The following is a 23,171-nucleotide window of genomic DNA, read 5'->3' on the forward strand; positions in this document are numbered from 1 at the left end:
GAGTTCTTATCCCATCAAGAGCACCAAACAGGCGGGACCCCGGCTGAGTCGAGCGCTTGACAACGATTGCTTCGAGTCTTTCTCGCAACACCTAAGCGGGAACTGTAATCTTGGACGGATTTGGCTGGATTAGAGCGATTCAGTTGCGGTATCCGTAGGACTGCGAAGCGATTTGCGCGAGCGGGACTGCTAGAGACAGCACGTCCGCATCTCCTAAAGCAGGACCTTGATGAACGCGGATATGATAGCCGCTTGGGCGGTGGAAAATGGATTCCATGCGATCGATTCGGGGAGTTATCGTCGCCATGACAATGCAGGCGTGATCACGATCGAGATAAAGAGGATGTCATTCCTCCTCATCGATGAGAGGCAAGGATTGCGACCGCGCCTCATATCGCGGTTGTTCAAAGACATATCCCTCACAAGCGGGAGCGGCCGCTTGCAGGGTCTTCTTCGTGATCGCAATCCCAATCATTGAGCGCTCACGCTATCCCCCAGCCCAGCCAATTCAGGTGGCGGATCATGGCTGACGCCGATGAGCACCGTCGCAAACGTTCAACACGTTCAGTATTTCTTCTTGCGAACGATCTTGTTGCCGCGGGGTCCGCTCACGACCGGTGTTCGGTCGCGGTTTTCGGCAAGCAGGTTCCGCCAGCGTTCTAGGCGATCGGCAACCAGGGTACCGCTTGCGACAGCTGCCTGGACCGCGCACCCAGGTTCATGGGCATGGGTGCAATCGCGAAAGCGGCAAAGCGGCGCCAATTCGGTTATTTCAGCAAAGAGGGTGTCTATACCGTCGGCAACATCGCTCACGTAAAGCGTTCTTATTCCCGGCGTATCGATGACCCAGCCGCCGCCTGAAATTGCATGCAGGGATCGCGCCGTGGTCGTGTGTCGGCCCTGCGCGTCATATTCGCGGATGGTGCCTGTCTTTTGCTTTGTGTCAGATTCAGGCCCGGTCATGGTGTTCACCAGCGTTGATTTTCCGACACCAGAAGATCCCACCAACGCAACCGTCTGGCCAACGCCGCACCAGGGCCTCAACAGGGAAACGGCGTCCGCGGAGCGCCCATTCAAGGCAATGACAGGCAGATCGCGCTGTAAAGCTTCGGCTTGCGCCTGGAATATGCCGGCATCTTCCGCGGTGTCAGCCTTCGTCAGCACAATCACCGGATTGCTCCCGGCCTGGTTGGCCATGATCAGGTAACGTTCCAGCCGAGCAAGATTAAAATCGGCATTGCACGAGGTCACGATCAACAGGGTGTCGACGTTGGCGGCAACAAGTTGCTGGCCACGCCCGCCTTCCGGGCGTCGTTGAAAGACGCTTTTTCGGTCGAGACGTCTGATAAGCATGTCAGTCAGTGCATCGGCAAGAACCCAGTCGCCGACCGCGTAGTCACCAGTACTGGTACTGGATGGAAATTCGAGTCCGACCGGCCCGGTGACATCGATTGCCTCGATGCGCGCCCGGTGAACTGAAGCGATGCGTCGGGGGATCAAGTCCGCTTCGCTGGGCTGGACCTGGTCAGCGAAGAATTCAGACCACCCAAGCAGTTCCAGCGGTGAAGAAAGTTGGGAGCTGGTCAAATCTTGTTCCACTTTCAGTAAGGCTGCCATAAAGGGTTTTTGAATGATCTTCCGCGGCTTCTCGCCTAGCTGCGTGGATGATCCCGTTTTGGCAACGAGGTTGCGTAAGCAGCAGCTTCGCCGGGGTATGGGAAATCGTCCCCGAGCTGACGGTCGCCATCGTAGACTTTGAAGCTAGGCCCTTCAACTTCAACGATCTTATAGCCATTCACGTATTCGATCTTCGGTGTTTTCCAGCCCATCAAAAGCTCTCCAGTCCGGTCCGAGGGTTGTCTCTGAAGGGTGCAAAGACCTCATACCCAGCGGTCTATGACCTATCAGGTGCTTCACGATTAGCCAACGCCGGTTCGATCCCGCTCAAGACCGACAGGCACATAGCTGTAATTCTGAGCCGAAGGTTAACCCATTATAGGCAAAGCTCTTCATACTGATTTTCAAATGTAATTCGACGCCAGGCAGAGGTCACGGCCATCGCCGCTCGGCAACTTTCGAATCCGTAGCGGAATGATACCCAATGCGGAGAACGTCGCCGACCTGCGAGGAGTCCAGGCTTCGGAAGGGTCTTCAGCGGCCCGTCTCATCAATTATTAGCTTTTTCCCGCTTCTGTGCGTTTGAAGGCGTCTCGCCGGCGCGCAACCCTATAACTCATGCCCCGGAAGAGATCCCGATCGCCAGTCCGTCGCCACGTGGATCATGTGCGCCGGTCGCCATGCCGTCCTCGTCGATAACGATCACACCTGCCTGCCCTGCAAGCGGGCTCTGCGCCTCGATCGGTGACAGTGCGTGGCCTCGTGCGGCCAGTTCGGCAAGTACAGCTTCGCCGGCATCGCTTTCCAGCTTGAGGCTGTCACGGCTGTCGGAAAAGGTCTTGCCGAGAAGAAAGCGTGGACCGGCCAGCGCTGCTGCTGGTTCCTCGTCGAAGTCGATCAGCCGGGTCAGCAGCATTGCCAGCGTCTGCGGCTGGCCGTCGGCGCCTTGCGTGCCGTAGAGCAGGGCGGGCCTGCCGTTGCGCAGGCCGAGGCCGGGATTCAATGTATAGAAAGGCCGCTTGCCGGGTGCGATGGCATTGACATGCTTGGGATCGGACGAAAAGGCCGCCCCGCGGTTCTGCCAGAGAATACCGGTATCGCCGACCACCACGCCGCTGCCCCAGTCGAAATAGGTGCTCTGCAAGACGCTGACGCTGCCGCCCTCTGCGTCGGTTGCGGCGAAGAACACGGTGTCGCCACTGCGAAAGGGCGCCGGCCATTCGAGCGCTCGTGCCGGATCAATGGTGGCTGCCGCCTGCGCAAGATGCTGCGTGCTCAGCCATTCCTCCACCGGCTGCGGCACGACATCGGGATCGGCAATGCCGGCGCGCTCGAGGAACGCGCGTTTGACGGCTTCGACGCAGAGATGGAGATGATCGGCGCTGCCGGCCTTTTGGCTGGCAAGATCGAAATGGGCGAGAATGCCCATGATCGCCAGTGTCGACAGACCCTGTGTCGGCGGCGGCGGCGCAAGCAGCTCGAAGCCGCGATACGAGAGGCTGACGGGTGGCACTTCGCGCGTTCGGGTTGCCTTGAGATCGTCGCTGGTCAGCGGAGAGCCCACGGCCTGCAGGCCCGCCGCAATCCTCGTGCCGAGTTCGCCTTCGTAGAATGAACGCGGCCCATCACGGGCAATCAGTAAAAGCGATAACGCCAAATTCTCCTGCCGGAACAGGCTGCCCGTTTTCGGCGCCGCGCCATCCGGCATGAAAAGTGCGGCAAAACCCGGCCAGCCGGCTGCCTCCGCCTGCCTGAAGGCAAGCCAGAAGCTCTGCGAGCGCGTAACAGGAAATCCCTCTTCGGCATGACGGATCGCATCGGCTAGCAAGACTGGGAAATCGATCTTTCCGCGCCAGTGCCGTGCGGAATAGTCATGGGCGTGCCGCCAGGCATCGACGGCGCAGGCCGAGGTGAGCGCCGAAAGCGGTCCGCGCAGCGGAATGCTGCCATTGAAATCCGGCAATTTGCGCGCCGCTTGCCCGATGCCGAGAAAACATGTTTTCCGCCCGCTGCGATCGGCAACGATCCAGACGGAATCGCCGCCAAGACCGCAGAAATGCGGGTAGACGACGGCAATCGTGCTGCCGATGGCGATCGCAGCCTCAAGCGCATTGCCGCCGGCTCGCAGGATCGCCGCACCTGCCTCGCTCGCCAGCGCATGCGGGCTTGTTATCATGCCGCCGCGCCCGGCTGCCTGTCTCGTGGAATCCCGTTCTGCCGGTGTCGTCACGCTATCAAATCCCGCTCGGTCTATGGCCTGTAAAGCGCACGATAGGTCCGATAACCCCGATCATAAACCGCTACATTGTCGGGATTGGGGAGGATTCTGTCACCTTGGCCGACAAAGGCCGTCACGCCGGACCAATCCTCGGTCAATCCCGCACCGATCGCCGCGGCCCAGGCGACACCGAGGCAGGAGCCGGGATGGCCGGTGAGACCCTGCAGTGGCTGCTGCAGCACGTCGGAAACGATCTGCATCCAGATACGGCTCTGCGATCCTCCGTCGGAAACGATGAAACGCGTTGTCGGATGGCCTATGTCGTTCAGCACGTCGATATGATGGCGCAGTGCATAGGCGTAGGCTTCCAGCATCGCCCGCCAGAGATGGCCGATATGATGCGACAGCGTCAGCCCGTCGATCACGCCGCGCGCACCGGCATCATGGATCGGCGTCTTCTCGCCGAGGAAGTAAGGCAGGATCGTCAGCCCGTCCGCGCCGGGCGCGCATGCCGCCGCCAGCCGATCGAGATAGTGGTGCGCGGATATTCCCTCCGCCTTTGCCGCGATCTCCTCGCGTCCGGCGAAGGTGCTGATGAACCAGTTGAGCCCCGAGCCGCCGGTCGACATGCAGCCGTTCGGCATGTAAAGCCCCGGAACCAGATGATAATCGAGAAACATGCGAGGATCGGGCCGCGCGACATCCGTTGCCGTCAGGATATCGACGGCACCCCCGAATTTCAGCAGCACGTCGCCCGCCTTGGTGATCCCTGCGCCGAAGGCCGAGGCGATCATGTCGGCTGCCCCGCCGATAACAGGCGTTCCGGGTGCGAGCCCCGTCGCCTTGGCCGCCTCATCGGTCACGTGGCCAAGCACCTCATGCGAAGCGGCCTTCCTCGGAATGGCGTCCCGCCGCACTCTGGCAAGCCCGATCAGTTCGTCATCGAGCCTGTCGGTATTGATATCGACGAAGCCCGCTTCCAGCGCCCAGTTCTGCTCGATGGCCTTTTCGCCGGTCAGCTTCCAGTTGATGAAATCATAGGAGCCCATGACCGTGGCGAGGCGCTCGAAGACCGCGGGCTCATGCCGGGCGATCCAGCGCAGCTTCGCCGTCACCAGCTGCTGGTTGATGCCGTTTCCTGCCCTGGCGAGAAAATCCGCTTCATTCCATTCGGCCCTAAGTTCCTCGACCTCCTTGCCGCAGCGCCCGTCGCTCTGCTGGATGCTGGGCCTCAGCACGTCGCCGGCGTCATCAAGCAGCACGACGGCCGGCAGCATGCCGGTCACGCCGACGGCCGAGATTTGCCTAGCCTCGATCCCGCTCGTTGCAATCAGTTCGCTGGTGATCTCACAGACATTCGACCACCATTGCGCCGGGTCTTCCTCGGCCCAGCCGTGCTGCGGTGAATGAAGCGTCGACGGCCGTGAGGTGAGGCCGAGCACGCGGTTCGGCAGTTCGATCAAGATGCCGATGGTGGAGGTGGTGCCGATATCGAGGCCGAGCGTGATGGACATGGCGGTTCCTCTCGTTCAGCGCAGCGCCTCGACGATCTCCATGAAGCGCTTTACCCGGTCGCCGTCGACCGGGTTCCAGGTATTGCCGTCCACCTTGAAATGCGTGCCGATGATGACGCCGCTGGCAACGCTCAATATGTCGCGCACATTGTCCTTGTTGACGCCGGTATTGGCAAAGACAGGGACATCCTTGACCGTCTCGCAAACGCGCCTGAGGTCCGATTGATCGACCGCCTGTCCGGTCAGCGGTCCCGACACCAGGATGGCGTCGGCGAGCGACGAGAACACGGCGCTCTTCGCCCTGAGTTCGATCGGTCGCTGGTCCAGCGAATGGGCAAATTCCGCGTTGATGTTGAAGAGCATCTTCATCTCGTCGCGGCCGAGGCTATGTCGCAGCCGTGCCGCCTTGGCGCAATCCGGCTGCCAGATGCCCATGTCGGAGGCGAAGACGCCGGTGAAGATCTCGCGAACGAAGCTCGCGCCCGTCACCGCGCCGATCGCAACGCTTGCCGAGGGATCCCAGAGATAGTTGACGCCGAACGGCACGGTCAGATGCGGCTTCACCCGCTCGACGATCGACGTCATCGCCGCCAGCCCTTCCGGCGGCGCCTGGAAGACGTAGGGCCGGTCGTTCTCATTGCCGAACATGATGGCGTCGACGCCGCCCGCCTGCAGCTTCTCGATGTCGGAAAGCACGTCGTCGACGAGCTTGTTCACACCGGCGGCGGCGTCATAGGCGGGCGAGCCGGGCAGGGCTCCGATATGCGCCATGGCGATGACCGCCTTCTTCTTGACGCCAAAAAAGTCGAAGACCATGCGGGAACTCCCTGAAGCGAAATCGAGTGGAACAGTCATCCGCCGGGGGACGGATGCGGGAAAGGGCAAATCAAAGCAGCGGCTGCTCCTCGGGCGCGATGCGCACATCGACGCCAGCGGCGGCGAGCGCATCGGCAAGATCGGCCGGCGGCATGGCATCGGTGATCAGCATGTCGAATTGCTGCAGCGGCGCGATATGCACCAGCGACATACGCTTGAACTTGGTGGAATCGCAAAGCACCACCTTCTGCGTGGCGCGGCGCAGATAGACCCGCTTCATGTCGGTGTCCTCGAAGGAATAGTCGTAAATTCCCTGCGCCGTAATCCCGGACACGCCAACGAAGGCGATGTCGAACCAGAGTTCCTCGAATTGCGAAACGGCCGATTGGCTGCTGATCGCCATTTCCTCGCCACGCATGCGCCCGCCAGGCAGGTAGACCTCGCCAAAGCCGGTGCCGAGCTGCATGGCGTTGCGCACGCCATTGGTGAAGATCTTCGTATGCGGCTGGTTGAGCAGCAGGCCGGACAGCAGATAGGTCGTGGTGCCGACGTCGAGTGCCAGGGTGCGTGCTCCGGCGGCAACGCCTGCCGCCGCCATCGCGATGGTCCGCTTCGCGGCGGCATTGCGCGTCAGCCGGGATTCGAAAGTCGGCTCCTCGCGGTCGACAGACTCGTTGGCGATCGGCTCGAAGGCCTTGCCGCTGCGCACCGCGCCGCCATGGGTGCGCACCAGCCTGCCATCCTTTTCGAGTTCGATCAGGTCGCGGCGGACGGTCATTTCGGAAACGGCAAGCTGGGAGGCGACATCGCTGACGGAGACCGCACCTTTGCGGGCCAGTGTCTCCAGGATGCGCGCATGCCGCACCTGGGCCAGAACCTTCGGTTTTTCCGCTGCGGCGACCATCTGCTGTTCCGCGTCCATGATACCGTTCTCATCCTCCCGCCGTCGCAACTCGTGGCTACGATTGTCTGATTGTTGCTCCCTATGTATCGAATGACTCGAACAAATTCAAACATAAATTTTTCTTGTTGTGTATGATTTTGTTGTTATAYGATCGGTGATGTTTCCAGTCGATGAGGGCGAACATGCAGTCTCCGAGCTTTCCAGAACTATCCGGCAAGCGTGCGATCGTAACCGGCGGGGCGACTGGGATAGGGCGCGCGATCGCGACCGCGCTCTCCCGCCAGTCGATCCAGGTGGCGATCTGCGACATCAACCTGGCGGCCGCCGAACAGACGGCGGCCGAGATCGGCAGCGGCGCCACTGCCTATGCGATCGACGTTCGCAAGCGCGCCTCCGTCGAGGCGACCTTTTCCGAGGTGGTCGAGAAGACGGGCGGTTACGAGATCCTCTGCGCCAATGCCGGCGTCTCCACGATGCAGCATGCGCTGGAACTGACCGATGAGGAGTGGGACTATAATTTCGACGTCAACATTCGCGGCATCTTCCTGACCAACCAGATTGCCGCTCGCCGTTTCACGAGCACCGGCACCGGCGTCATCGTCAACACCGCCTCGCTCGCCGCAAAGATCGGCGCACCGTTGCTGGCTCATTATTCCGCCAGCAAGTTTGCCGTGCTCGGCTGGACGCAGGCGCTCGCCCGCGAGCTCGCAGCTTCAGGCGTTCGCGTCAACGCCGTCTGCCCCGGTTTCGTCAAGACCGGCATGCAGGAACGCGAGATCGCCTGGGAAGCGAGCCTGCGCGGCGTCACGCCCGAACGCGTCGTTGCGGATTATATCGCCCAGACGCCGCTCGGCCGGCTGGAAACGCCTGAAGACGTGGCCGACGTCGTCGTTTTCCTCTGCTCGAATTCGGCCCGCTTCATGACCGGGCAGGGCGTCAACGTCACCGGCGGCGTCTACACGACCTGACCCGTCCAGGACTTGCAACAGGCCTCCCGTTCAGCAAGGAAAGAGCATGGCTGAAATCGTCTTCGACCAGATCAGCAAGAGCTACGGTGATGGCTATGCGGCAATCCGCAATCTGGACATGACCATCCGCGACAGCGAATTCCTGGTCCTCGTCGGCCCCTCCGGCTGCGGCAAGTCGACGGCGCTGCGTATGATCGCCGGCCTGGAGGAGATCACCGATGGCCGCCTGACGATCAACGGCGCCATCGTCAACGACCTTGCCCCGCGCGATCGCGATATTGCCATGGTCTTCCAGTCCTACGCGCTTTACCCGCATCTGACGGTGGCCGAGAATATCGGCTTCGGCCTTCGCGTCCGCGGCCTCGACAAGGCCGACATCGCCCGCAAGGTGCAGGAGACGGCAAAGCTCCTGGAGCTCGAGGACTATCTCGCCCGCAAGCCCGCCCAACTCTCCGGCGGCCAGCGCCAGCGCGTTGCCATGGGCCGGGCACTCGCCCGCAGCCCTCAGGCCTTCCTGATGGACGAGCCGCTCTCCAACCTCGATGCTCGCCTGCGTGGCCAGATGCGTGCCGAAATCGCCCGCATGCAGAAGATGTCGGGCATCACCACGGTCTATGTCACCCACGACCAGGTCGAAGCCATGACCATGGGTGATCGCGTCGCCGTCATGAAAAGCGGYGTCCTGCAGCAGCTCGGCACGCCGCGCAACCTCTATGATCAGCCGGCCAATCTCTTCGTCGCMGRCTTCATGGGCTCGCCGGCGATGAACCTGCTGGCGACCGATCTCTTCGCGACGGAGAACGGCCCCGAGGCTCGCTTCGGCCAGGCCTCCATCCTTTTCTCGGGCGAGGTGCTCGCCGAGCGGCCGCGCATCGCCGCCGCCGCCGGGCGTGCCGTTGTGCTCGGCATCCGACCGGAAGCATTCCAGCCGGTCGACGCAGGCGGTCTCACTGGAACCGTTGCCTTCGTCGAGGATCTTGGCGCCAACCTGCTCGTTCACGTCGATGTCGAGGCTGCCGACCGGTTGAAGTCGCTTTCGGCCGAAGAGGACGATGTGACGCTGTCCGCCCCGCGCCTGCGTGTCATCATCGACGCTGCCCGCCGCGTCAAGATCGGCGAGCGCTTGTCACTTGCCGCCGATCCCGCCCGCATCCACGTGTTCGATGCCGCCACCGAGGCGGCCATTCGCGCCTGACGTGGTGTCTCTTTAGTGAATGCCCTTCGTCAGGCCCTGGACGAAATAACGGTTGAGGAAAAGCACGATCAGTACGATCGGGATCGTCGAAAAATGCGCCAGTGCGCCGAGTGTGCCCCAGGTGATGTCCTTCGTTCCATAGGCTGAAAGCAGCGCCACCGAGATCGGCTTGGAATCGAGCCGGGTGAGGAACATCGGATAGAGGAAGTCGTTCCAGGAAAACATCAGGCAGAACAGCGTGGAGGCGACGACCCCTGAGCGCACCGCCGGCAGCGCCACGCGCCAGAAGGAGCCGAACAGCGTGCAGCCGTCTGTCAGCGCTGCCTCTTCCAGCTCCTTCGGCAGGCTGCGGAAATAGGAAAACATCATCCAGGTGACGAAGGCCGAATTCAGCATCGCGTTGATGAGCACGACGGAGACCCAGCTGCCGAGCAGCCCGATATCGCGCATCATCAGATAGAAGGGGATCAGCGCCGCCACCGCCGGCACCATGCGGATCGCCATGAAGAAGTAGGCAACGGCAATGGCATAGCGGCTGGTCGAGCGTGCCAGCGCATAGCCTGCCGGCACGCCGAGAAGCAGCGACAGGATCACCGAACCGCCCGCGATCAGCAGGCTTGACGATACGAGGCTCCAGACGTCGAACAGGCGGAAGACCGTCGCGAACTGCTCGAGGGTTGGTGTAAAAGTCAGTTTTGGCGGGATCGAGAAGATGTCGCGCGACGGCTTGTAGGCGGTCGATGCCAGCCACAGGAAGGGCAGCAGGAAAAAGGCGAGCATGACAAGGATGAAGGCGCGCTCGCCGATGCGGCTCAAGGTGCGTGTGCTCATCGCCCGTTCGCCTTTCTGTCCGCCTTGCGGATCAACAGGATGAAGCCTGCCGCGATTACGGCGATGCAGATCAGTGTCAGGTTGGAGATCGCCGAGGCGCGGCCGATATTGAAGAATTCCAGACCCTGCTTCACCGCATGCAGCATCAGCGTGTTGGTCGCGTTGCCCGGCCCGCCGCCCGTCGTCACGTAAACGCTGTCGAAAATACGGAAGGCATCGATGGTGCGCAGCGTCAGCGCCAGCAGGATCGAAGGCAGCATCAGCGGAATGACGATGATCCTCAGCCGCTGCAGCGCCGTTGCCCCGTCCACTTCCGATGCCTCGAGAATATCGCCCGGCAGCGCTTTCAGGCCAGCCAGCAGGATCAGCGCCACCAGCGGCGTCCATTCCCATATGTCCACGAAGATAAGGGTCGCCAGCGCCGAACTCGGATTGGCAAAAAGCCCACGCGGATCGGAAAGCCCGAACTCGGCGAGATAATAGCCGACAAGCCCGTAATCGGAGAGCAGCAGCGCCCGGAAGATCAGTCCGACCACCAGCGGCGTGATCGTCACCGGTATCAGGATCAGCGCGAGACAGATCCGGTTGAAGCGGTCATCGCGCCAGAGCGCCAGCGCAATGGCAAAGCCGAGCAGCAGTTCGACGGTCACAGCGCCGACGGTGAAGATGACGGTATTGACGAAGGCCCCACGTGTCACCGGGTCGGAGAGAAGGTCGATATAGTTGCCGAGGCCGACGAAATGCGTCCGCGCCGGCTTCAGCAGATTATATTCGTAGAGGCTGAACCAGATGCCCTGCGCCAGCGGCCAGACGCCGATGACGAGCACGTAGATGACGGCCGGCAGTGTCATCAGGATGAAGAACAACCGCCTGCGCTCGAGATAGGAAACGCTCAAGGCCGGGGAGGGCTTCAGCGCGGAAGTGAGGGATAGGGTCACGTCATGTCCATCGGGTTCCTGGTTCGATGCGCGTCCCGGGGATCGAGCCCGGGGCTCACCCGATCATGAAGCCCGAGGCGCATCGGATCAATGGTCTCGAAATGGCAGGGCCGCGACATAGGCCGCGGCCCCTGGGAGGAACCGTTTTGTTCTCAGAAGAGCTTTGCAGCGGCTTCCTGAGCTGCGTCGAGCGCCTTCTTGGGATCGGCATTGCCAACGAGCACGTCGTTGACGGCGGTGCCGAGCAGGTCCTGAATCTCTGGATATTGCGGGATGCGCGGACGATATTCGCCGTCACCATGCTCGAAGGTTTCGGCGATGACAGGCAGGAAGGGGAACTTCTTCAGCAGATCGGGATCGGTCATCTCGCTCTTGCGCAGGAAGCTGCCGGCGCCCATCATGTTGAATTCCTTGTGCACCGGCGGACTGACCAGCCACTTGATGAAGGCCCAGGCGGCTTCCTTCTGCGTGTCCTTGATGCCGGCGTTGATCGCCATGCCCCAGCCGCCGATCCCATAGACCTTCGGAAGGCCAGCGCCGCGGGGCGCCGTCGTGATCGCCACCTTGTCGACGATCTTGGAAATCGACGGATCATAATAGCCGGGCGCGCCGACCGACCATGTCTGCATGGTCGCGGCAATGCCCTGGCGGAAGCTTTCCTCGCGTCCGCCCCAGTCATAATTAACGGCGCCGGGAGGTGCCGCTTTCATGAAGAGGTCCTTATAGACGGTCAGGCTCTTGATATTGGCTTCGGAATTCAGCGCCGGCTTGCCGTCGGAGCCGAGGATCGAACCGCCCATCTCGGTATTGTACTGCATCCAGTCCTGGGCGACCGCCGGGCCTTTCTGGCCGTTGGCGACGAAGCCGTAGATCTTCTTGCTGGGGTCGGTCAGCTTGTAGGCGGCATCGACCATTTCCTCCATCGTCGTCGGCGCCTTCAGGCCGGCGGCGTCGAAGRGATCCTTGCGATAGGCAAGCACGTTGGCATAACCGGCAAAGGGAAAGGCGACCTGCTTGTCTCCCCAGTGGCCAAGCGCGTTGAGAAGCGTCGGATAGATGTCGTCGAGCTTCAGTTCGGCGGCGTCGCGCTTCATCCACTCGGTGAGATCGACGGTGTATTTGTTTTCGGCATATTGGCCCGCCCAGACGATATCCATCGTCACCAGGTCATAGCCGCCGGTGCCGCCGACGAAATCGGTCGTGGTCTTGGTCAGCAGCGAGCCATAGTCGAGAATGTCGACCTTGACGTTGGCGCCCGTCTCCTCGGTGAACTTAGGGGCGATGGCAGCCAGAACGGCGGCGAACTGGTCGTTCTGCGAGGCAAGCGTGAGCGTGATGCCCTCATATTTCTTGTCGGCGCCGATGGCGGAGCCCACAAATGCGACCGAGACGAGGCCCGCGATCGCCAATTTCCGTGTGAGACTGTTGAGCGATTTCATATTTGCTCCCCTTTTTTGATTGGCTTGAGGCACTATACATCAAACAAAATCGCACTCAAGCGCACTTGACAAAAAAGCACAAACATTAAAAATCACAAATTAGAACATATTCGCGCAGAAATGTCCATATTTTGTGCGCGTTGCATAAAAAATAGCAGGGAGTTGATCCTTCCCTGCGCGTCTATACTGTCCTGTCCACCGCGCACGAGCTGCACATTCATGAAGACCACGCCGGACGAGCGCCTGAGAGAGCTGGAACGTCGCGCCCATGATGAAATGGTGCGCATAGAAGCCCTCTGCGCCGACTGGCCGAACCTCGGCAATGAGGACCGCGACGACCTGCATTCCGTCGTGATCTGCGGTGCTGGCCTCTCCGGCCTGTCGATCGCCTTTGCCCTGAAGCGGCGCGGCATCAGGTCCGTTCATGTGATCGATCAGAGCGACGAGGGCCGCGAGGGCCCCTGGATCACCTGTGCCCGCATGCAGACCCTGCGTTCGCCGAAATATCTCTCAGGCCCGGATCTCGGCATCCCGAGCCTGACGCTGCGTTCCTGGTACGAGGCGCTGAATGGCGCCGACGCCTGGGAAGCGCTCGACAAGATCAGCCGCCAGGACTGGATGGCCTATCTCGTCTGGTTTCGAAGGACCGTCGGGATCGACGTCGAAAACAGCACGACGCTTTCCTCGATCAGTCAGGCGGAAGGCGGACTTGCTCTCACGCTGTCAAAGGCTGACGGCACCAGCCGCGGGATCACCTGCCGCCAGCTGGTGATGGCGACCGGCATCGACGGCTGCGGCGGCCCGCGTATACCCACAATGGTCAAGGCGCTGCCGAAATCCACCTGGACACATAGCAACGAACCGATAGCGATTGATTTCCTAAAGGGCAGGGATGTCGCGATCCTTGGCGGCGGCACGTCGAGCTTCGACTGGGCGGTGGCGGCGCTCGAAACCGGCGCCCGAGAGGTGACGATGTTTGCGCGAAGCGATCTGCCGCGCACCGAGGTTCTCGCCTGGACAAACTTTCCCGGCTTCCTCGGCCATTTCGCCGACCTGCCGGATCTGGAGCGCTGGCGCTTCGCCCATCTCTACTTCAATTTCAAGGTGCCGCCGACCCAGGAGCAATATGACCGGGCCCGTAGCCACCCTGGTTTCACCATGCAGCTCGGTTGTGGTGTCCGTGAGCTCGTAATGGACGGCGGCAAGGCCAAGCTGACAACCGCAAACGGCACTTATCATGCCGATCATCTCCTGCTCGGCACCGGTTACGAGATTAATTTCGCACTCAGGCCCGAGCTTGCCGGCCTCGTCGAGGCCGCAGCGCTTTGGAAGGATTGTTTCCAGCCGCCACAGGGAGAGGAGAATGCCTTGCTTGCCGGCTATCCCTATCTCGGCCCCGGTTTCGAACTCACGCCCAGATATGCCGAAGCCGGCTGGGTTTCACGCATCCATATGTTCAATGCCGGCGCGCTGGCGAGCCTTGGCCCGATCAGCAATGGCGTCACCGGGCTCAAATACGGCGTGCCGCGCATTGTCGGCGCGCTGGTGAAAGCGCTGTTCATCGACGATTCCAACCGGTATCTTGCAGCATTGGCCGCCTATGACGAACCGCATTTCGATCCCGGCATAGACGAGGACGTCATGACACCAAGGGAGGTTTTGGCATGAGACAGGCTGCCGCCGTTCAATTTTCGGGATTGGAGACCATCCTTTTGCGGGCTCGCGAGGATAGCGTCGAGTTTCCCTATCTGCTAGCCAACCACGTTCCGATGGTGCTGATCGCGCTCGATCGCCTCGGCGCCTCGCCGGAACGGCTGGAACAATGGTACGAGCAGTATCGCGAGAGCCATGCACTTCCCCCAATGCCGCCACCGGTTGCCCCGATCATCAGGGCAGCCTGGACCGAGGCGCTCGGCGATCGCACGCGTGAGGCGGATTACCGTGCCTTCTTCATCGGCGAAACCCGCCGGCTCGGCATCGATGCCGTCATCCGCACCTATCTGCCCGCCATGGTGAACGGCCTTGCCGGCAGCGCCACGCATCCGCTGATGCGCCTTGCCTATGGTGTGCTCAAGAAGGACGACCAGGAGGTCGGCACTGCGCTCGGCTATTGGGCGGCGTGCTATCTGCCGCTGCCATCCGCGACTGGTGCCGCGCCCGATACGGACGATCCAGGAACGATCCTTGCCGATGTCGGCACTATCGAAGGCATCCGCGATTATGAGCCGGAAACCGATCTGCTCTGGCACAATATCCGCGCCGTCGCCGCACTTCCGGGCTTCCGCCCCGTTATCGACCGCCTTGCCTTCAATGCCGATACACCGCGCCGTATGGCCGCGACCTCGCTTGCTCTCTTTGCCGGAACCATGGATTTTTCCGCACTCCATTCCCTCACCGGTATGCACTGGCTGCGCCTCGTCTCTCCGCACCTCGAAAATGCCGAGCCTTTCTACCGCGCCTTCTGGCAGGTGATCGCCTCGCTGGTGCCGAAGATCGGTTTTCCAGCACTCCCCACCGCCGAGGCGCTGGAAGAAGTGCGCAGACGACAGGCGCCCGCCTGGACGGAGATCAAGCGCGCCGCGATTGCTTCGGACGACGAACACGATGTCAGCCTGGTTTTTTCCGCCCTGCAGGAGGAAGAGGTGTGGAAGGATCCGCTCTATCGCGTCGTCGCGGCGCGCCGGGTCGGGCTGATTGCATAGCGGATGATGGAAGAATTGATGACGCTGAGCCTCGTAGTCGAAAACGCCAGGACCGAAGCCGGCGAGATCGTCTCGCTTATTCTGAACAATGACCGGATCGCCGCGATCGGCCCGAATGCGGCCGCCGGCATCGACCCCGCAGTGCCGCGTTTCGATGCTGCCGGCGGCCTGCTCTGCCTTCCCTTCGTCGATGGCCATATTCATCTCGACAAGACTTTGATCGGCCTGCCCTTCATACCGCATATTCCCGGCGACACGGTCGCCAAGCGCATCGAGGCGGAAAAATCCCTGCGGCGCACGGTGGCGCTGCCGGTCGAAGCCCGCGGCGGCGCCCTGTTGGAGAAGCTCGCAGCCTACGGCACGCTTTCCGTTCGCAGCCATGTCGACATCGATACCGAAGTCGGCCTGAAAGGCCTCGAGGCCGTGCTCTCGCTGAAGCAGACCCACGGTCATCTCGTCGATATCCAGACCGTTGCCTTCCCGCAATCCGGCGTGCTGCGCAATCCCGGCACGGCCGGGCTGCTCGATGCGGCGATCGCCGCCGGCGCCGATCTCGTCGGCGGCCTCGATCCCGCCGGCATCGACAACGACGTGACCGGCCATCTGGATGCGATCTTTTCCGTCGCCGGCAAATACGGCGTCGGGCTCGATATTCATCTGCATGACGGCGGTGCACTCGGCGCCTTCGAACTTCGCCAGATCGCCGATCGCACGGCAGCACTCGGCCTCGAAGGCAAGGTGGTCGTCAGCCACGCCTTCTGCCTCGGCGAGTTGGACGATGCCGATTTCGGCCGCACTGCCGCGGCCCTCGCCGGATCGGGCGTGGCGATCATGACCAGCGCGCCGGGAGCCGTGCCGATGCCACCAGTCAAGCGCCTTGCCGCCGCCGGTGTCCGGCTCTTCTGCGCCAACGACAATATCCGCGACGCCTGGTCGCCTTTCGGCAATGGCGACATGCTGGAGCGTGTCGGCATCCTCTGCGATCGCCAGGATTTCCGTTCGGATGAGGATCTGGCAGCGGCCTTCCGCCTGGCGACGCAAGCGCCGGCCGAAATCCTCGGCCGCTCCGTCGGCCCGCTCCAGGCAGGCTCACCTGCTGATTTTGTTATTTTGCCCGCCGCGTCGCTGGCAGAAGCCGTCGCTGCCCGTCCCCTCGATCGCATCGTATTTCGCGGCGGCACTATTATCGCCCGTGGGGGCCGGCTCGTCGTCTGATTTTTCCATCAATGTATGGCGCATGGGAGCACCGCAGATGAAGGGCCGACTTTGGATCCAATCGCCGCTCGCCATCATGGCAGAAGGCGCCGAAGGAGGCATCGTCATCGAGAATGGCCGCATCGTCGAGCTGGTTGCGGCCGGACGGCAGCCTGTGATCCCCGTCGATGCACGCTTCGACGCTGGCCGGCATGTCGTCATCCCCGGTCTCGTCAACACCCATCACCATATGTTCCAGACGCTGACGCGTGCCCATCCGGCTGCGATCAACAAATCGCTCTGGCCATGGATCCGCGCGCTCTATCCGATCTGGGCAAAGCATATGACGCCCGAAGCCTTCCGTCTTGCCGTCCGTCTCGCGCTGACCGAGCTCCTCTTATCCGGCTGCACCACCACCTCCGACCACCACTATCTCTATGCCGCCGGCCTCGAAGACGCGATGGATGTCGAGGCCGAGGAGGCGGCCCGCCTCGGCATGCGCATCACGCTGACGCGGGGCAGTCTCAATATCAAGGACCAGCAAGGCGTGATTTCGCCGGCCAATGTCGTGCAGGACGACGACGTGATCCTTGCCGACAGCGAGCGTGTGCTCCGGCGTTATCATGACCGCTCCGAAGGGGCGATGACGCAGGTGGCGCTCGCGCCCTGCGCGCCCTTCGACGTCACGCTGGAACTGATGCGCGAAACCGCGGCGCTGGCGGAACGCTACGATTGCCGGCTCCACACCCATCTGGTCGAGACCAGAGCGGAAGCAGAATTCTGCCGCAGCAAATTCGCCTGCACGCCGGTGGAATATCTTGATCGCTGCAACTGGCTGAGTGCGCGCACCTGGCTCGCCCACGGCATTCATTTCGACGATGCCGAGATCGTCGAACTCGGCCGGCACGGCGTCGGCATCTGCCATTGCCCGACCTCGAACATGGTGCTTGCATCAGGCATGTGCCGCACCTGCGAGCTGGAAGCCGCAGGAGTGCCTGTCGGCCTTGGGGTCGACGGCTCAGCTTCCAACGACAATTCCAACCTGATGGAAAGCGTGCGCCATGCCTTGATGCTGAACCGGCTGACCTATGGCGCCGAAGCGGTTACCCATCTCGATGCGCTCCGCTGGGGGACCGCTGGGTCGGCAAGGCTGCTAGGTCGCGACGACATCGGGATCATCGCGCCGGGCCGCCAGGCAGATCTGGCCTTCTACAAGCTAGACGAATTGCGTTTCTCCGGTGCCGGTGATCCGCTGGCAGCCCTCGTGCTTTGCGGCGCCACCACGGCTGATCGCGTCATGATCGCAGGCGAATGGCGCGTCACCGACGGCATGCCGGAGAGTGCCGATATCGAGGCGCTGATTGCCGATCACAACCGCGTCGCCCGCAATTTTCTTCTGTCGGTCTGAGGAGGCCCCATGGCGATCGATTTCGTCATCCGTAATGCCCGTATAGCCGGCTTGACCGAACCGACCGACATCGCCTTCGAGGCAGGCCGCATCGCGGCAATCGCACCTCGCTTCGTCTGCGACGCACCCCACCATGATGCCGGAGGGAAATTCGCCTGCGCCGGCCTGATCGAAACCCATATCCACCTCGACAAGGCCGGCATCATCAGCCGCTGCAATCTCTGCACCGGGACACTCACGGAGGCCGTCAGCGAGACCTCGAGGGCCAAGGCGGCCTTCACCGAAGAAGACGTCTATGCCCGTGCTGGCGCAGTCGTTGAAAAGGCGATCCTCCACGGCACCACCCGCCTGCGCACCTTCGTTGAGATCGACCCGCGCGCCGGCTTCCGCTCCTTCGAGGCGATCAGAAAATTGAAGGCCGACTATACCAGCCTCCTCGACATCGAAATCTGCGCCTTCGCCCAGGAGGGCCTGACGAACGACCCCGGCACTGAGGAGATGCTGGAACAGGCGATGAAAATGGGTGCCGATCTTGTGGGCGGCTGCCCCTACACCGATCCGGAGCCCGTCGAACACATCCGCCGCATCTTCGACCTCGCCATGCGCCACGACGTTGCTGTCGATTTCCACCTCGATTTCGACCTCGACCCCGCAGGCTCCAATCTCCCTGTCGTCATCGCCGAGACCGTCGCGCGCCGGTACCAGGGGCGCGTCTCCGTTGGCCATGTCACCAAGCTCTCTGCTTTGCCGCCGGAAGAACTGGAGCCGATCGGCCGCCGTCTTGCCGAGGCTGGCATCGCATTGACCGTCCTACCGGCAACCGATCTCTTCCTGACCGGCCGTGATTCGACCCATCTCGTCCCGCGCGGCGTGACACCCGCCCACCGCCTGGCAGCGCTCGGCGTCGTCACGACCATCTCCACCAACAATGTCCTGAATCCGTTCACGCCCTTCGGCGACGTCAACCTGATGCGCATGGCCAATCTCTACGCCAACATCGCCCAGATCGGCACCCCCGATGGCTTCGACGGTGTTTTCGCCATGATCACGACACAGGCTGCCACCCTCCTGGGAAGAAAGGCTTACGGCATTGCGATCGGCAGCGCGGCAGATATCGTCGTCTTCGACGCCCCCTCGGCTGCCGATGCCGTCGCGACAATCGCGCCCGCGAGCGCCGGGTGGAAAAATGGTCGTCGGAGCTTCCTTCGCCCGCGGCCGCAGCTTTTCCTGGACCCAGGCTAGGCACCGCATACGCTTCGCTCTAGGCGGATCGGTCTCCGCCAGCAGCTTCGGGCCGCACGCCGTCATCGTTTCAGGCAAGAGAATAGCGCTTGCGCCTATGGAGATGAGAATCCTTAGTTTTCTATTGGAAAGGCAGGGTCCGATCAGTACCCGTGAGCAACTCATTGAGGCTCAAATACGATGATCATTGATGTCCGCACATCCTAGCCTCTAACGGGTTCACGGCGACGTAGGCGCCCGGATCTCTCCGGGGCTAAACAGGCGCTCTCCTAAACGGGTCAGCGATAAAGGAAGTGCTGCCGGTGGCGTCCACATGGATGATCGGCATCAATCTCCATACTTGGYCGGTTGTCGTTTAGGGGAAAAAAGCCCGGCCGCGCACAAGGCCACGACGCTTGAGAAGTGGGTGGCTCCGACGTCTGGTTCACGTTACCGCCTCGGGGTTGCAAACCCAGGAAAGTTACGAAACAGACGTCGGCTTAGCAGTGTTCGGAGATGATTGAATTGAAGGCCCTGCGAATTCATCTGTTGGATCGAAATGCGGCTCGATAGCTCCGCGTCTTCAAATCATGCCTGGAATTAGGTTAGATCAGCCTCTGCAAACCTCCGAACCGTGATTGCCGATGCGCTTTCGCGGAAGTCCGGATATCAGCAAGCGCTGCACCAACCTTGAAAGCTTCGAAACCCACTAGTGAACTGCACCAACATCAATTTCCCTTCTCCCATCCTCTTTTCCAAGCATCAGAAAACTTTCTCATGATCAATCATACCAGCGTCTATTCGATGCCCGGAACGTGTTTTTTCGATCTGGCTCCTGCTGCGGGCGGCGAGCCCTATCGCATATTCCTTTCCATTCCGGCGGAGAGACCGCCGGCGGGAGGATGGCCGCTTCTCGTCATGACCGACGGCAACGCCACTTTCCCCTTCGCGGTCGCCAGCTTGGTCACTCAGGCACCTTATCCGACGGGGACGAATGTCGGTTGGGGAGTGATCGCGGCGATCGGCTACCCGTCCGACGAGCCCTATGATCCGCTCCGCCGGTCTTGGGACCTGGGCCCTCCGCCGGTCAAATCCTATCCGCCGTTCGTTGAGGGCGGTCCGCCGGTTGTCATCGGAGGGACCGGTAAGCTGGTGGATTTCATCGAAAACGAGCTTATCCCGCGGATCGCAGAGATGGTGATCCTGGACCCGATGCGCCGATCGCTTTTCGGACATTCCTTCGGCGGCCTCTTTACTCTCTATGCCCTGTTCGAGCGTCCAGGTCTGTTTGCCAATTGGATTGCGGCCAGCCCAACCATCTATTGGGAGAACAGCGAAATCCTCAAGAATGAGGCGCAACGTCAAGAGGCACCGGCGAATGCACCCTTCCTGCATTTGTCCGCCGGAGAATACGAAGGCGATGAGCTGGCACCCTTCCAGTACCGGAACGAGGATGCCCACGCGCGTCTGGAGAAGAGGAAGACGGAGCGGACCGTCTTCCTGGCGCGAGAGATGGCAGAGCGATTAAACGGCACTGCCGACGGATTGCGTACCGAGTTCGAGCTTTATGCCGGCGAGACCCACATGTCCGTTCTCGCAGCGGCCGTAAATCGCGCGGTTGGTATCGCGTTCGCCGTCCAGAGTTTGACCGACCTGTGACGCTCTCCGACGGTTAGACGATCGTAGTTGAGACGAACGTCCTCGCGCCGTGCACCCGTCAAGGTCAGTGCGACATGGGGCGTTCAGGATTGCATCGTATCTCCGTATTGGCCCTAAACCCCATGGTCCCCAAACTTGGTCACAAACTTTCATTAATAAGTTGACTCCAATTCTCCTGTTTTAGTAAACGGACTCGCTGCAGTGGCCGGAGGGGCGGCCGTCACACTGCTGAATATTGGTCTGACAGGGGAAGTATGACAGTGGGACTACAGGGAAAGTTGCGCATATTCACAAGCCGATTGATTGCGAGCAGCGCTTTGATGACGGTGTCGTTCGGATCGGTGGGCATTGGCTGGGCACAAGACAATGCGGAAGAGGCGACGCAATTGGCCCCGATCGTCATAACCGGCAAGTCGAATCGTGTGGTTGGCCCTGATCGCACCATAGTTGCCAAGGATACCGCCACAGGCACCAAAACAGATACTCCGGTCGTCGATGTACCGGCGTCCGTGTCGGTGGTGACGCAAAAAGAGTTGGAAGAGCGTCATGTGGACAATCTTCAGCAGGCGGTCGCTTATACCGCTGGCGTCTTTTCGGATGAGTTCGGTAACGACGACCGCTACGACTATATAAGAATTCGCGGCTTTGATCAGACGGCGCTTGGCACCTACCGGGATGGACTGGCGGCGCGCATTCCCGCCTGGTTCACTGCCAGCCGCCTCGAACCCTATGGTCTTCAGCGCGTCGAGGTCCTGAAAGGATCGACTTCGACCCTCTTTGGCCTTAACGGCCCGGGAGGACTGGTCAATGCAATCACCAAACGGCCCCTGGATGAGAAGCATGGCGAAGTTTACACGTCTTATGGTGATGGTACCAAGGAAGTGGGTGCGGATTTCGGCGGCCCGATCGATGCCGATGGCGTGTGGACCTACCGGCTTACCGCACTTGCCAAGGACGGTGACCAGGGCTTGGATTATTCGAACGACGACCGCACCTACATTGCACCGGCACTGACGATCAAGCCGGAAGAGGGGACCTCGCTCACCATTCTGACCGATTATTATAAACGCGATGGAACGGGCGCGCGCGGCTTTCCCACGGGCGCAAATATCGATATCGACACCTTCCTCGGCGAACCGGACTTCAATCGCTTCAATACGGAGCAGGTCGACATCGGATACCAGTTCGAGCACGAGATCAACGACAACCTGACCTTTCGCTCCAACGCTCGCTATACACATTTGAGCCTGGACTACGCTGAAGTCTATGGCGCATCGCTGGATCCGACGTCCAATCGAACGGCGTTCTCAGTTGACGGCATGTCCAATCGCTACGCCTTCGACAATCAGCTGCAGTACGATACCGTATGGGACGGGATCGACAGCAAGACGCTGGTCGGCGTCGATTACACCAGTGACAATACGCGCGAAAACATCCTGTTCGGCACGGCGGGGCCGATCGATATTGATAATCCGGTCTATTGCGGTCTTTCCTGCATTAACCTTGGCCCTTACGTGAACTGGCGCGTCAAGCAGCAGGCGCTCGGGATCTATGCTCAGGAGCAATTGACGTTCGACGATCGATGGATCGTTACCCTGGGTGGACGATGGGACCAGGTTCACACGACTGCGGATTACCTTGATAGCGGGACAAGCGACTACGACACGGCATCAGCTTTCACCAAGCGGGCCGGACTGACGTATAAATTTACGCCGAATCTCGCAGCTTATGCGAACTATTCGGAAAGCTTCCAGCCGCTCGTCGCGCAGACCGCAAACGGCTACGCTGTGACAGGATCGTTGAAACCACAGCAGGGTGAACAATACGAGGTTGGCCTCAAATATCAGCCGGATGGGTTTGATGGCCTTTTCACCTTGGCGCTGTTTGATCTTACCCAAACGAATGTGCCGAGCTATGTCAGCCCTCCGGTGCAGGAGCAGATTGGCAAGGTCGGTGTGCGCGGCATCGAACTTGAAGGGAAAGCCGCAATCAACGACAGGCTCAATCTGACGCTTGCTTATTCCTATTGGGATGCTGAAATCCGCGAAGACGGGACGGGCGGTAATGTCGGTAACCGGCCTTCCCGCGTGCCGCGACATCTGGCATCGGCCTGGCTCGATTACACGATTCCGGGAGATGGATGGCGCGGTGACCTGACGATCGGGGGAGGTGTCCGCTATATCGGTCAAACCTACGGTGACGATGCAAATACGGTGTCGCTTGCCAGCTATACGCTGGTTGATGCCGCACTCAGCTACAAGGTGACCGAGGACGTGACGCTGGCCGTCAATGCGACGAACCTCTTTGACCATAAGTATCTCGCCACCAGCTATTACGGAACTGAGTTCTACGGCGATCGGCGTAAGGTCGTCGGCACGCTGAAGTATTCCTGGTAAAGGTGGTGGAGACCGCCTTTGTCTGATCAAGGCGGCGTCCGCAATCTGAGCGTCGGAATTATGCAGTCATTCAAAGTGTTACAGTGCCGCGCCTCTGAAAAGACGCGCGGCAAATGTAGCCGGCGTCGTGAATGACAGGTTGTCTGCGGAT

The 23,171-nt window shown here is 61.1% G+C and carries 19 protein-coding genes; 10 read left to right on the forward strand and 9 right to left on the reverse strand.

The window, feature by feature from the left end; translation table 11 throughout:
• The first annotated feature begins 229 nt into the window (after nt 1-229).
• Entirely contained in the window at nt 230-478 is a 249-nt protein-coding gene (locus AC1ECN_RS18420; RefSeq protein WP_075225136.1) for a hypothetical protein, read from the forward strand.
• A gap of 86 nt (nt 479-564) precedes the next feature.
• Here the strand turns inward: AC1ECN_RS18420 and rsgA are convergent, their stop codons facing one another.
• From rsgA to AC1ECN_RS18450, 6 genes are all read right to left on the reverse strand, one after another.
• Complete coding sequence (gene rsgA, locus AC1ECN_RS18425; protein WP_477953748.1) at nt 565-1,617, reverse strand: ribosome small subunit-dependent GTPase A; 1,053 nt, start codon at nt 1,615-1,617, stop codon at nt 565-567.
• A gap of 35 nt (nt 1,618-1,652) precedes the next feature.
• Complete coding sequence (locus AC1ECN_RS18430) at nt 1,653-1,829, reverse strand: hypothetical protein (protein WP_018071841.1); 177 nt, start codon at nt 1,827-1,829, stop codon at nt 1,653-1,655.
• Nucleotides 1,830-2,233: 404 nt separating this feature from the next.
• Nucleotides 2,234-3,793 carry a gamma-glutamyltransferase family protein gene (locus AC1ECN_RS18435; protein ID WP_477953776.1) on the reverse strand — a complete coding sequence of 520 codons (1,560 nt, stop codon included), beginning with the start codon at nt 3,791-3,793 and terminating at the stop codon, nt 2,234-2,236.
• Between the two features lie 74 nt (nt 3,794-3,867).
• The gene (locus AC1ECN_RS18440) at nt 3,868-5,349 is read right to left on the reverse strand and encodes an FGGY-family carbohydrate kinase (RefSeq protein WP_477953750.1); all 1,482 of its coding nucleotides are present in this window, start codon (nt 5,347-5,349) and stop codon (nt 3,868-3,870) included.
• Nucleotides 5,350-5,364: 15 nt separating this feature from the next.
• Nucleotides 5,365-6,165 carry a BtpA/SgcQ family protein gene (locus AC1ECN_RS18445; protein WP_018071844.1) on the reverse strand — a complete coding sequence of 267 codons (801 nt, stop codon included), beginning with the start codon at nt 6,163-6,165 and terminating at the stop codon, nt 5,365-5,367.
• A 70-nt stretch (nt 6,166-6,235) separates the two neighbouring features.
• The gene (locus AC1ECN_RS18450) at nt 6,236-7,087 is read right to left on the reverse strand and encodes a DeoR/GlpR family DNA-binding transcription regulator (protein WP_130674271.1); all 852 of its coding nucleotides are present in this window, start codon (nt 7,085-7,087) and stop codon (nt 6,236-6,238) included.
• A 164-nt stretch (nt 7,088-7,251) separates the two neighbouring features.
• Between AC1ECN_RS18450 and AC1ECN_RS18455 the strand changes: the two genes are divergently transcribed.
• Both AC1ECN_RS18455 and AC1ECN_RS18460 read left to right on the forward strand, forming a co-directional pair.
• Nucleotides 7,252-8,037 carry an SDR family NAD(P)-dependent oxidoreductase gene (locus tag AC1ECN_RS18455; protein ID WP_477953752.1) on the forward strand — a complete coding sequence of 262 codons (786 nt, stop codon included), beginning with the start codon at nt 7,252-7,254 and terminating at the stop codon, nt 8,035-8,037.
• A 46-nt stretch (nt 8,038-8,083) separates the two neighbouring features.
• Nucleotides 8,084-9,232, forward strand: a complete 1,149-nt coding sequence (locus AC1ECN_RS18460) for an ABC transporter ATP-binding protein (RefSeq protein ID WP_477953754.1) — start codon at nt 8,084-8,086, stop codon at nt 9,230-9,232.
• A 12-nt stretch (nt 9,233-9,244) separates the two neighbouring features.
• Here AC1ECN_RS18460 and AC1ECN_RS18465 read toward each other — a convergent pair whose 3' ends face one another.
• The 3 genes from AC1ECN_RS18465 to AC1ECN_RS18475 all read right to left on the reverse strand — a co-directional run bounded on the left by AC1ECN_RS18465 (nt 9,245) and on the right by AC1ECN_RS18475 (nt 12,440).
• Nucleotides 9,245-10,063: a carbohydrate ABC transporter permease gene (locus AC1ECN_RS18465; RefSeq protein WP_024322520.1), complete on the reverse strand. Its 819-nt coding sequence runs from the start codon at nt 10,061-10,063 to the stop codon at nt 9,245-9,247.
• A complete protein-coding gene (locus AC1ECN_RS18470; RefSeq protein ID WP_024322519.1) occupies nt 10,060-11,001 on the reverse strand; it encodes a carbohydrate ABC transporter permease in 942 nt (313 codons plus the stop codon). Before AC1ECN_RS18470 ends, AC1ECN_RS18465 begins: the two co-directional genes overlap by 4 nt.
• Before the next feature lie 152 nt (nt 11,002-11,153).
• Nucleotides 11,154-12,440: an ABC transporter substrate-binding protein gene (locus AC1ECN_RS18475; protein ID WP_477953757.1), complete on the reverse strand. Its 1,287-nt coding sequence runs from the start codon at nt 12,438-12,440 to the stop codon at nt 11,154-11,156.
• 219 nt (nt 12,441-12,659) lie between these two features.
• Between AC1ECN_RS18475 and AC1ECN_RS18480 the strand changes: the two genes are divergently transcribed.
• From AC1ECN_RS18480 to AC1ECN_RS18510, 7 genes are all read left to right on the forward strand, one after another.
• Nucleotides 12,660-14,108, forward strand: coding sequence for an NAD(P)-binding domain-containing protein (locus AC1ECN_RS18480; RefSeq protein ID WP_477953759.1), 1,449 nt, complete (start codon nt 12,660-12,662; stop codon nt 14,106-14,108).
• Nucleotides 14,105-15,142 carry a questin oxidase family protein gene (locus AC1ECN_RS18485; RefSeq protein WP_477953760.1) on the forward strand — a complete coding sequence of 346 codons (1,038 nt, stop codon included), beginning with the start codon at nt 14,105-14,107 and terminating at the stop codon, nt 15,140-15,142. Before AC1ECN_RS18480 ends, AC1ECN_RS18485 begins: the two co-directional genes overlap by 4 nt.
• An 18-nt stretch (nt 15,143-15,160) precedes the next feature.
• Complete coding sequence (locus tag AC1ECN_RS18490; protein WP_130705817.1) at nt 15,161-16,357, forward strand: amidohydrolase; 1,197 nt, start codon at nt 15,161-15,163, stop codon at nt 16,355-16,357.
• Between the two features lie 37 nt (nt 16,358-16,394).
• On the forward strand, nt 16,395-17,744 hold the full coding sequence (locus tag AC1ECN_RS18495; protein WP_130705816.1) for an 8-oxoguanine deaminase: 1,350 nt from the start codon (nt 16,395-16,397) through the stop codon (nt 17,742-17,744).
• Between the two features lie 9 nt (nt 17,745-17,753).
• Nucleotides 17,754-18,986 carry an amidohydrolase family protein gene (locus tag AC1ECN_RS18500; protein WP_027688859.1) on the forward strand — a complete coding sequence of 411 codons (1,233 nt, stop codon included), beginning with the start codon at nt 17,754-17,756 and terminating at the stop codon, nt 18,984-18,986.
• A 756-nt stretch (nt 18,987-19,742) separates the two neighbouring features.
• Nucleotides 19,743-20,624 (forward strand): alpha/beta hydrolase, encoded by an 882-nt coding sequence (locus AC1ECN_RS18505; RefSeq protein ID WP_018071864.1) that lies wholly within the window; start codon nt 19,743-19,745, stop codon nt 20,622-20,624.
• A gap of 254 nt (nt 20,625-20,878) precedes the next feature.
• Nucleotides 20,879-23,020 carry a TonB-dependent siderophore receptor gene (locus tag AC1ECN_RS18510; protein ID WP_477953763.1) on the forward strand — a complete coding sequence of 714 codons (2,142 nt, stop codon included), beginning with the start codon at nt 20,879-20,881 and terminating at the stop codon, nt 23,018-23,020.
• Nucleotides 23,021-23,171 lie beyond the last annotated feature (151 nt).

This window comes from Rhizobium sp. 01N447_2 (assembly GCF_056399245.1).

Excerpts from the sequence above, each read along its gene's own strand:
- AC1ECN_RS18420 (WP_075225136.1), top strand. The coding sequence starts at position 230 with ATGAACGCGGATATGATAGCCGCTTGGGCGGTGGAAAATGGATTCCAT.
- rsgA (WP_477953748.1), bottom strand. The coding sequence starts at position 1,617 with ATGGCAGCCTTACTGAAAGTGGAACAAGATTTGACCAGCTCCCAACTT.
- AC1ECN_RS18430 (WP_018071841.1), bottom strand. The coding sequence starts at position 1,829 with ATGGGCTGGAAAACACCGAAGATCGAATACGTGAATGGCTATAAGATC.
- AC1ECN_RS18435 (WP_477953776.1), bottom strand. The coding sequence starts at position 3,793 with ATGATAACAAGCCCGCATGCGCTGGCGAGCGAGGCAGGTGCGGCGATC.
- AC1ECN_RS18440 (WP_477953750.1), bottom strand. The coding sequence starts at position 5,349 with ATGTCCATCACGCTCGGCCTCGATATCGGCACCACCTCCACCATCGGC.
- AC1ECN_RS18445 (WP_018071844.1), bottom strand. The coding sequence starts at position 6,165 with ATGGTCTTCGACTTTTTTGGCGTCAAGAAGAAGGCGGTCATCGCCATG.
- AC1ECN_RS18450 (WP_130674271.1), bottom strand. The coding sequence starts at position 7,087 with ATGGACGCGGAACAGCAGATGGTCGCCGCAGCGGAAAAACCGAAGGTT.
- AC1ECN_RS18455 (WP_477953752.1), top strand. The coding sequence starts at position 7,252 with ATGCAGTCTCCGAGCTTTCCAGAACTATCCGGCAAGCGTGCGATCGTA.
- AC1ECN_RS18465 (WP_024322520.1), bottom strand. The coding sequence starts at position 10,063 with ATGAGCACACGCACCTTGAGCCGCATCGGCGAGCGCGCCTTCATCCTT.
- AC1ECN_RS18480 (WP_477953759.1), top strand. The coding sequence starts at position 12,660 with ATGAAGACCACGCCGGACGAGCGCCTGAGAGAGCTGGAACGTCGCGCC.
- AC1ECN_RS18485 (WP_477953760.1), top strand. The coding sequence starts at position 14,105 with ATGAGACAGGCTGCCGCCGTTCAATTTTCGGGATTGGAGACCATCCTT.
- AC1ECN_RS18490 (WP_130705817.1), top strand. The coding sequence starts at position 15,161 with ATGACGCTGAGCCTCGTAGTCGAAAACGCCAGGACCGAAGCCGGCGAG.
- AC1ECN_RS18495 (WP_130705816.1), top strand. The coding sequence starts at position 16,395 with ATGAAGGGCCGACTTTGGATCCAATCGCCGCTCGCCATCATGGCAGAA.
- AC1ECN_RS18500 (WP_027688859.1), top strand. The coding sequence starts at position 17,754 with ATGGCGATCGATTTCGTCATCCGTAATGCCCGTATAGCCGGCTTGACC.
- AC1ECN_RS18505 (WP_018071864.1), top strand. The coding sequence starts at position 19,743 with ATGATCAATCATACCAGCGTCTATTCGATGCCCGGAACGTGTTTTTTC.
- AC1ECN_RS18510 (WP_477953763.1), top strand. The coding sequence starts at position 20,879 with ATGACAGTGGGACTACAGGGAAAGTTGCGCATATTCACAAGCCGATTG.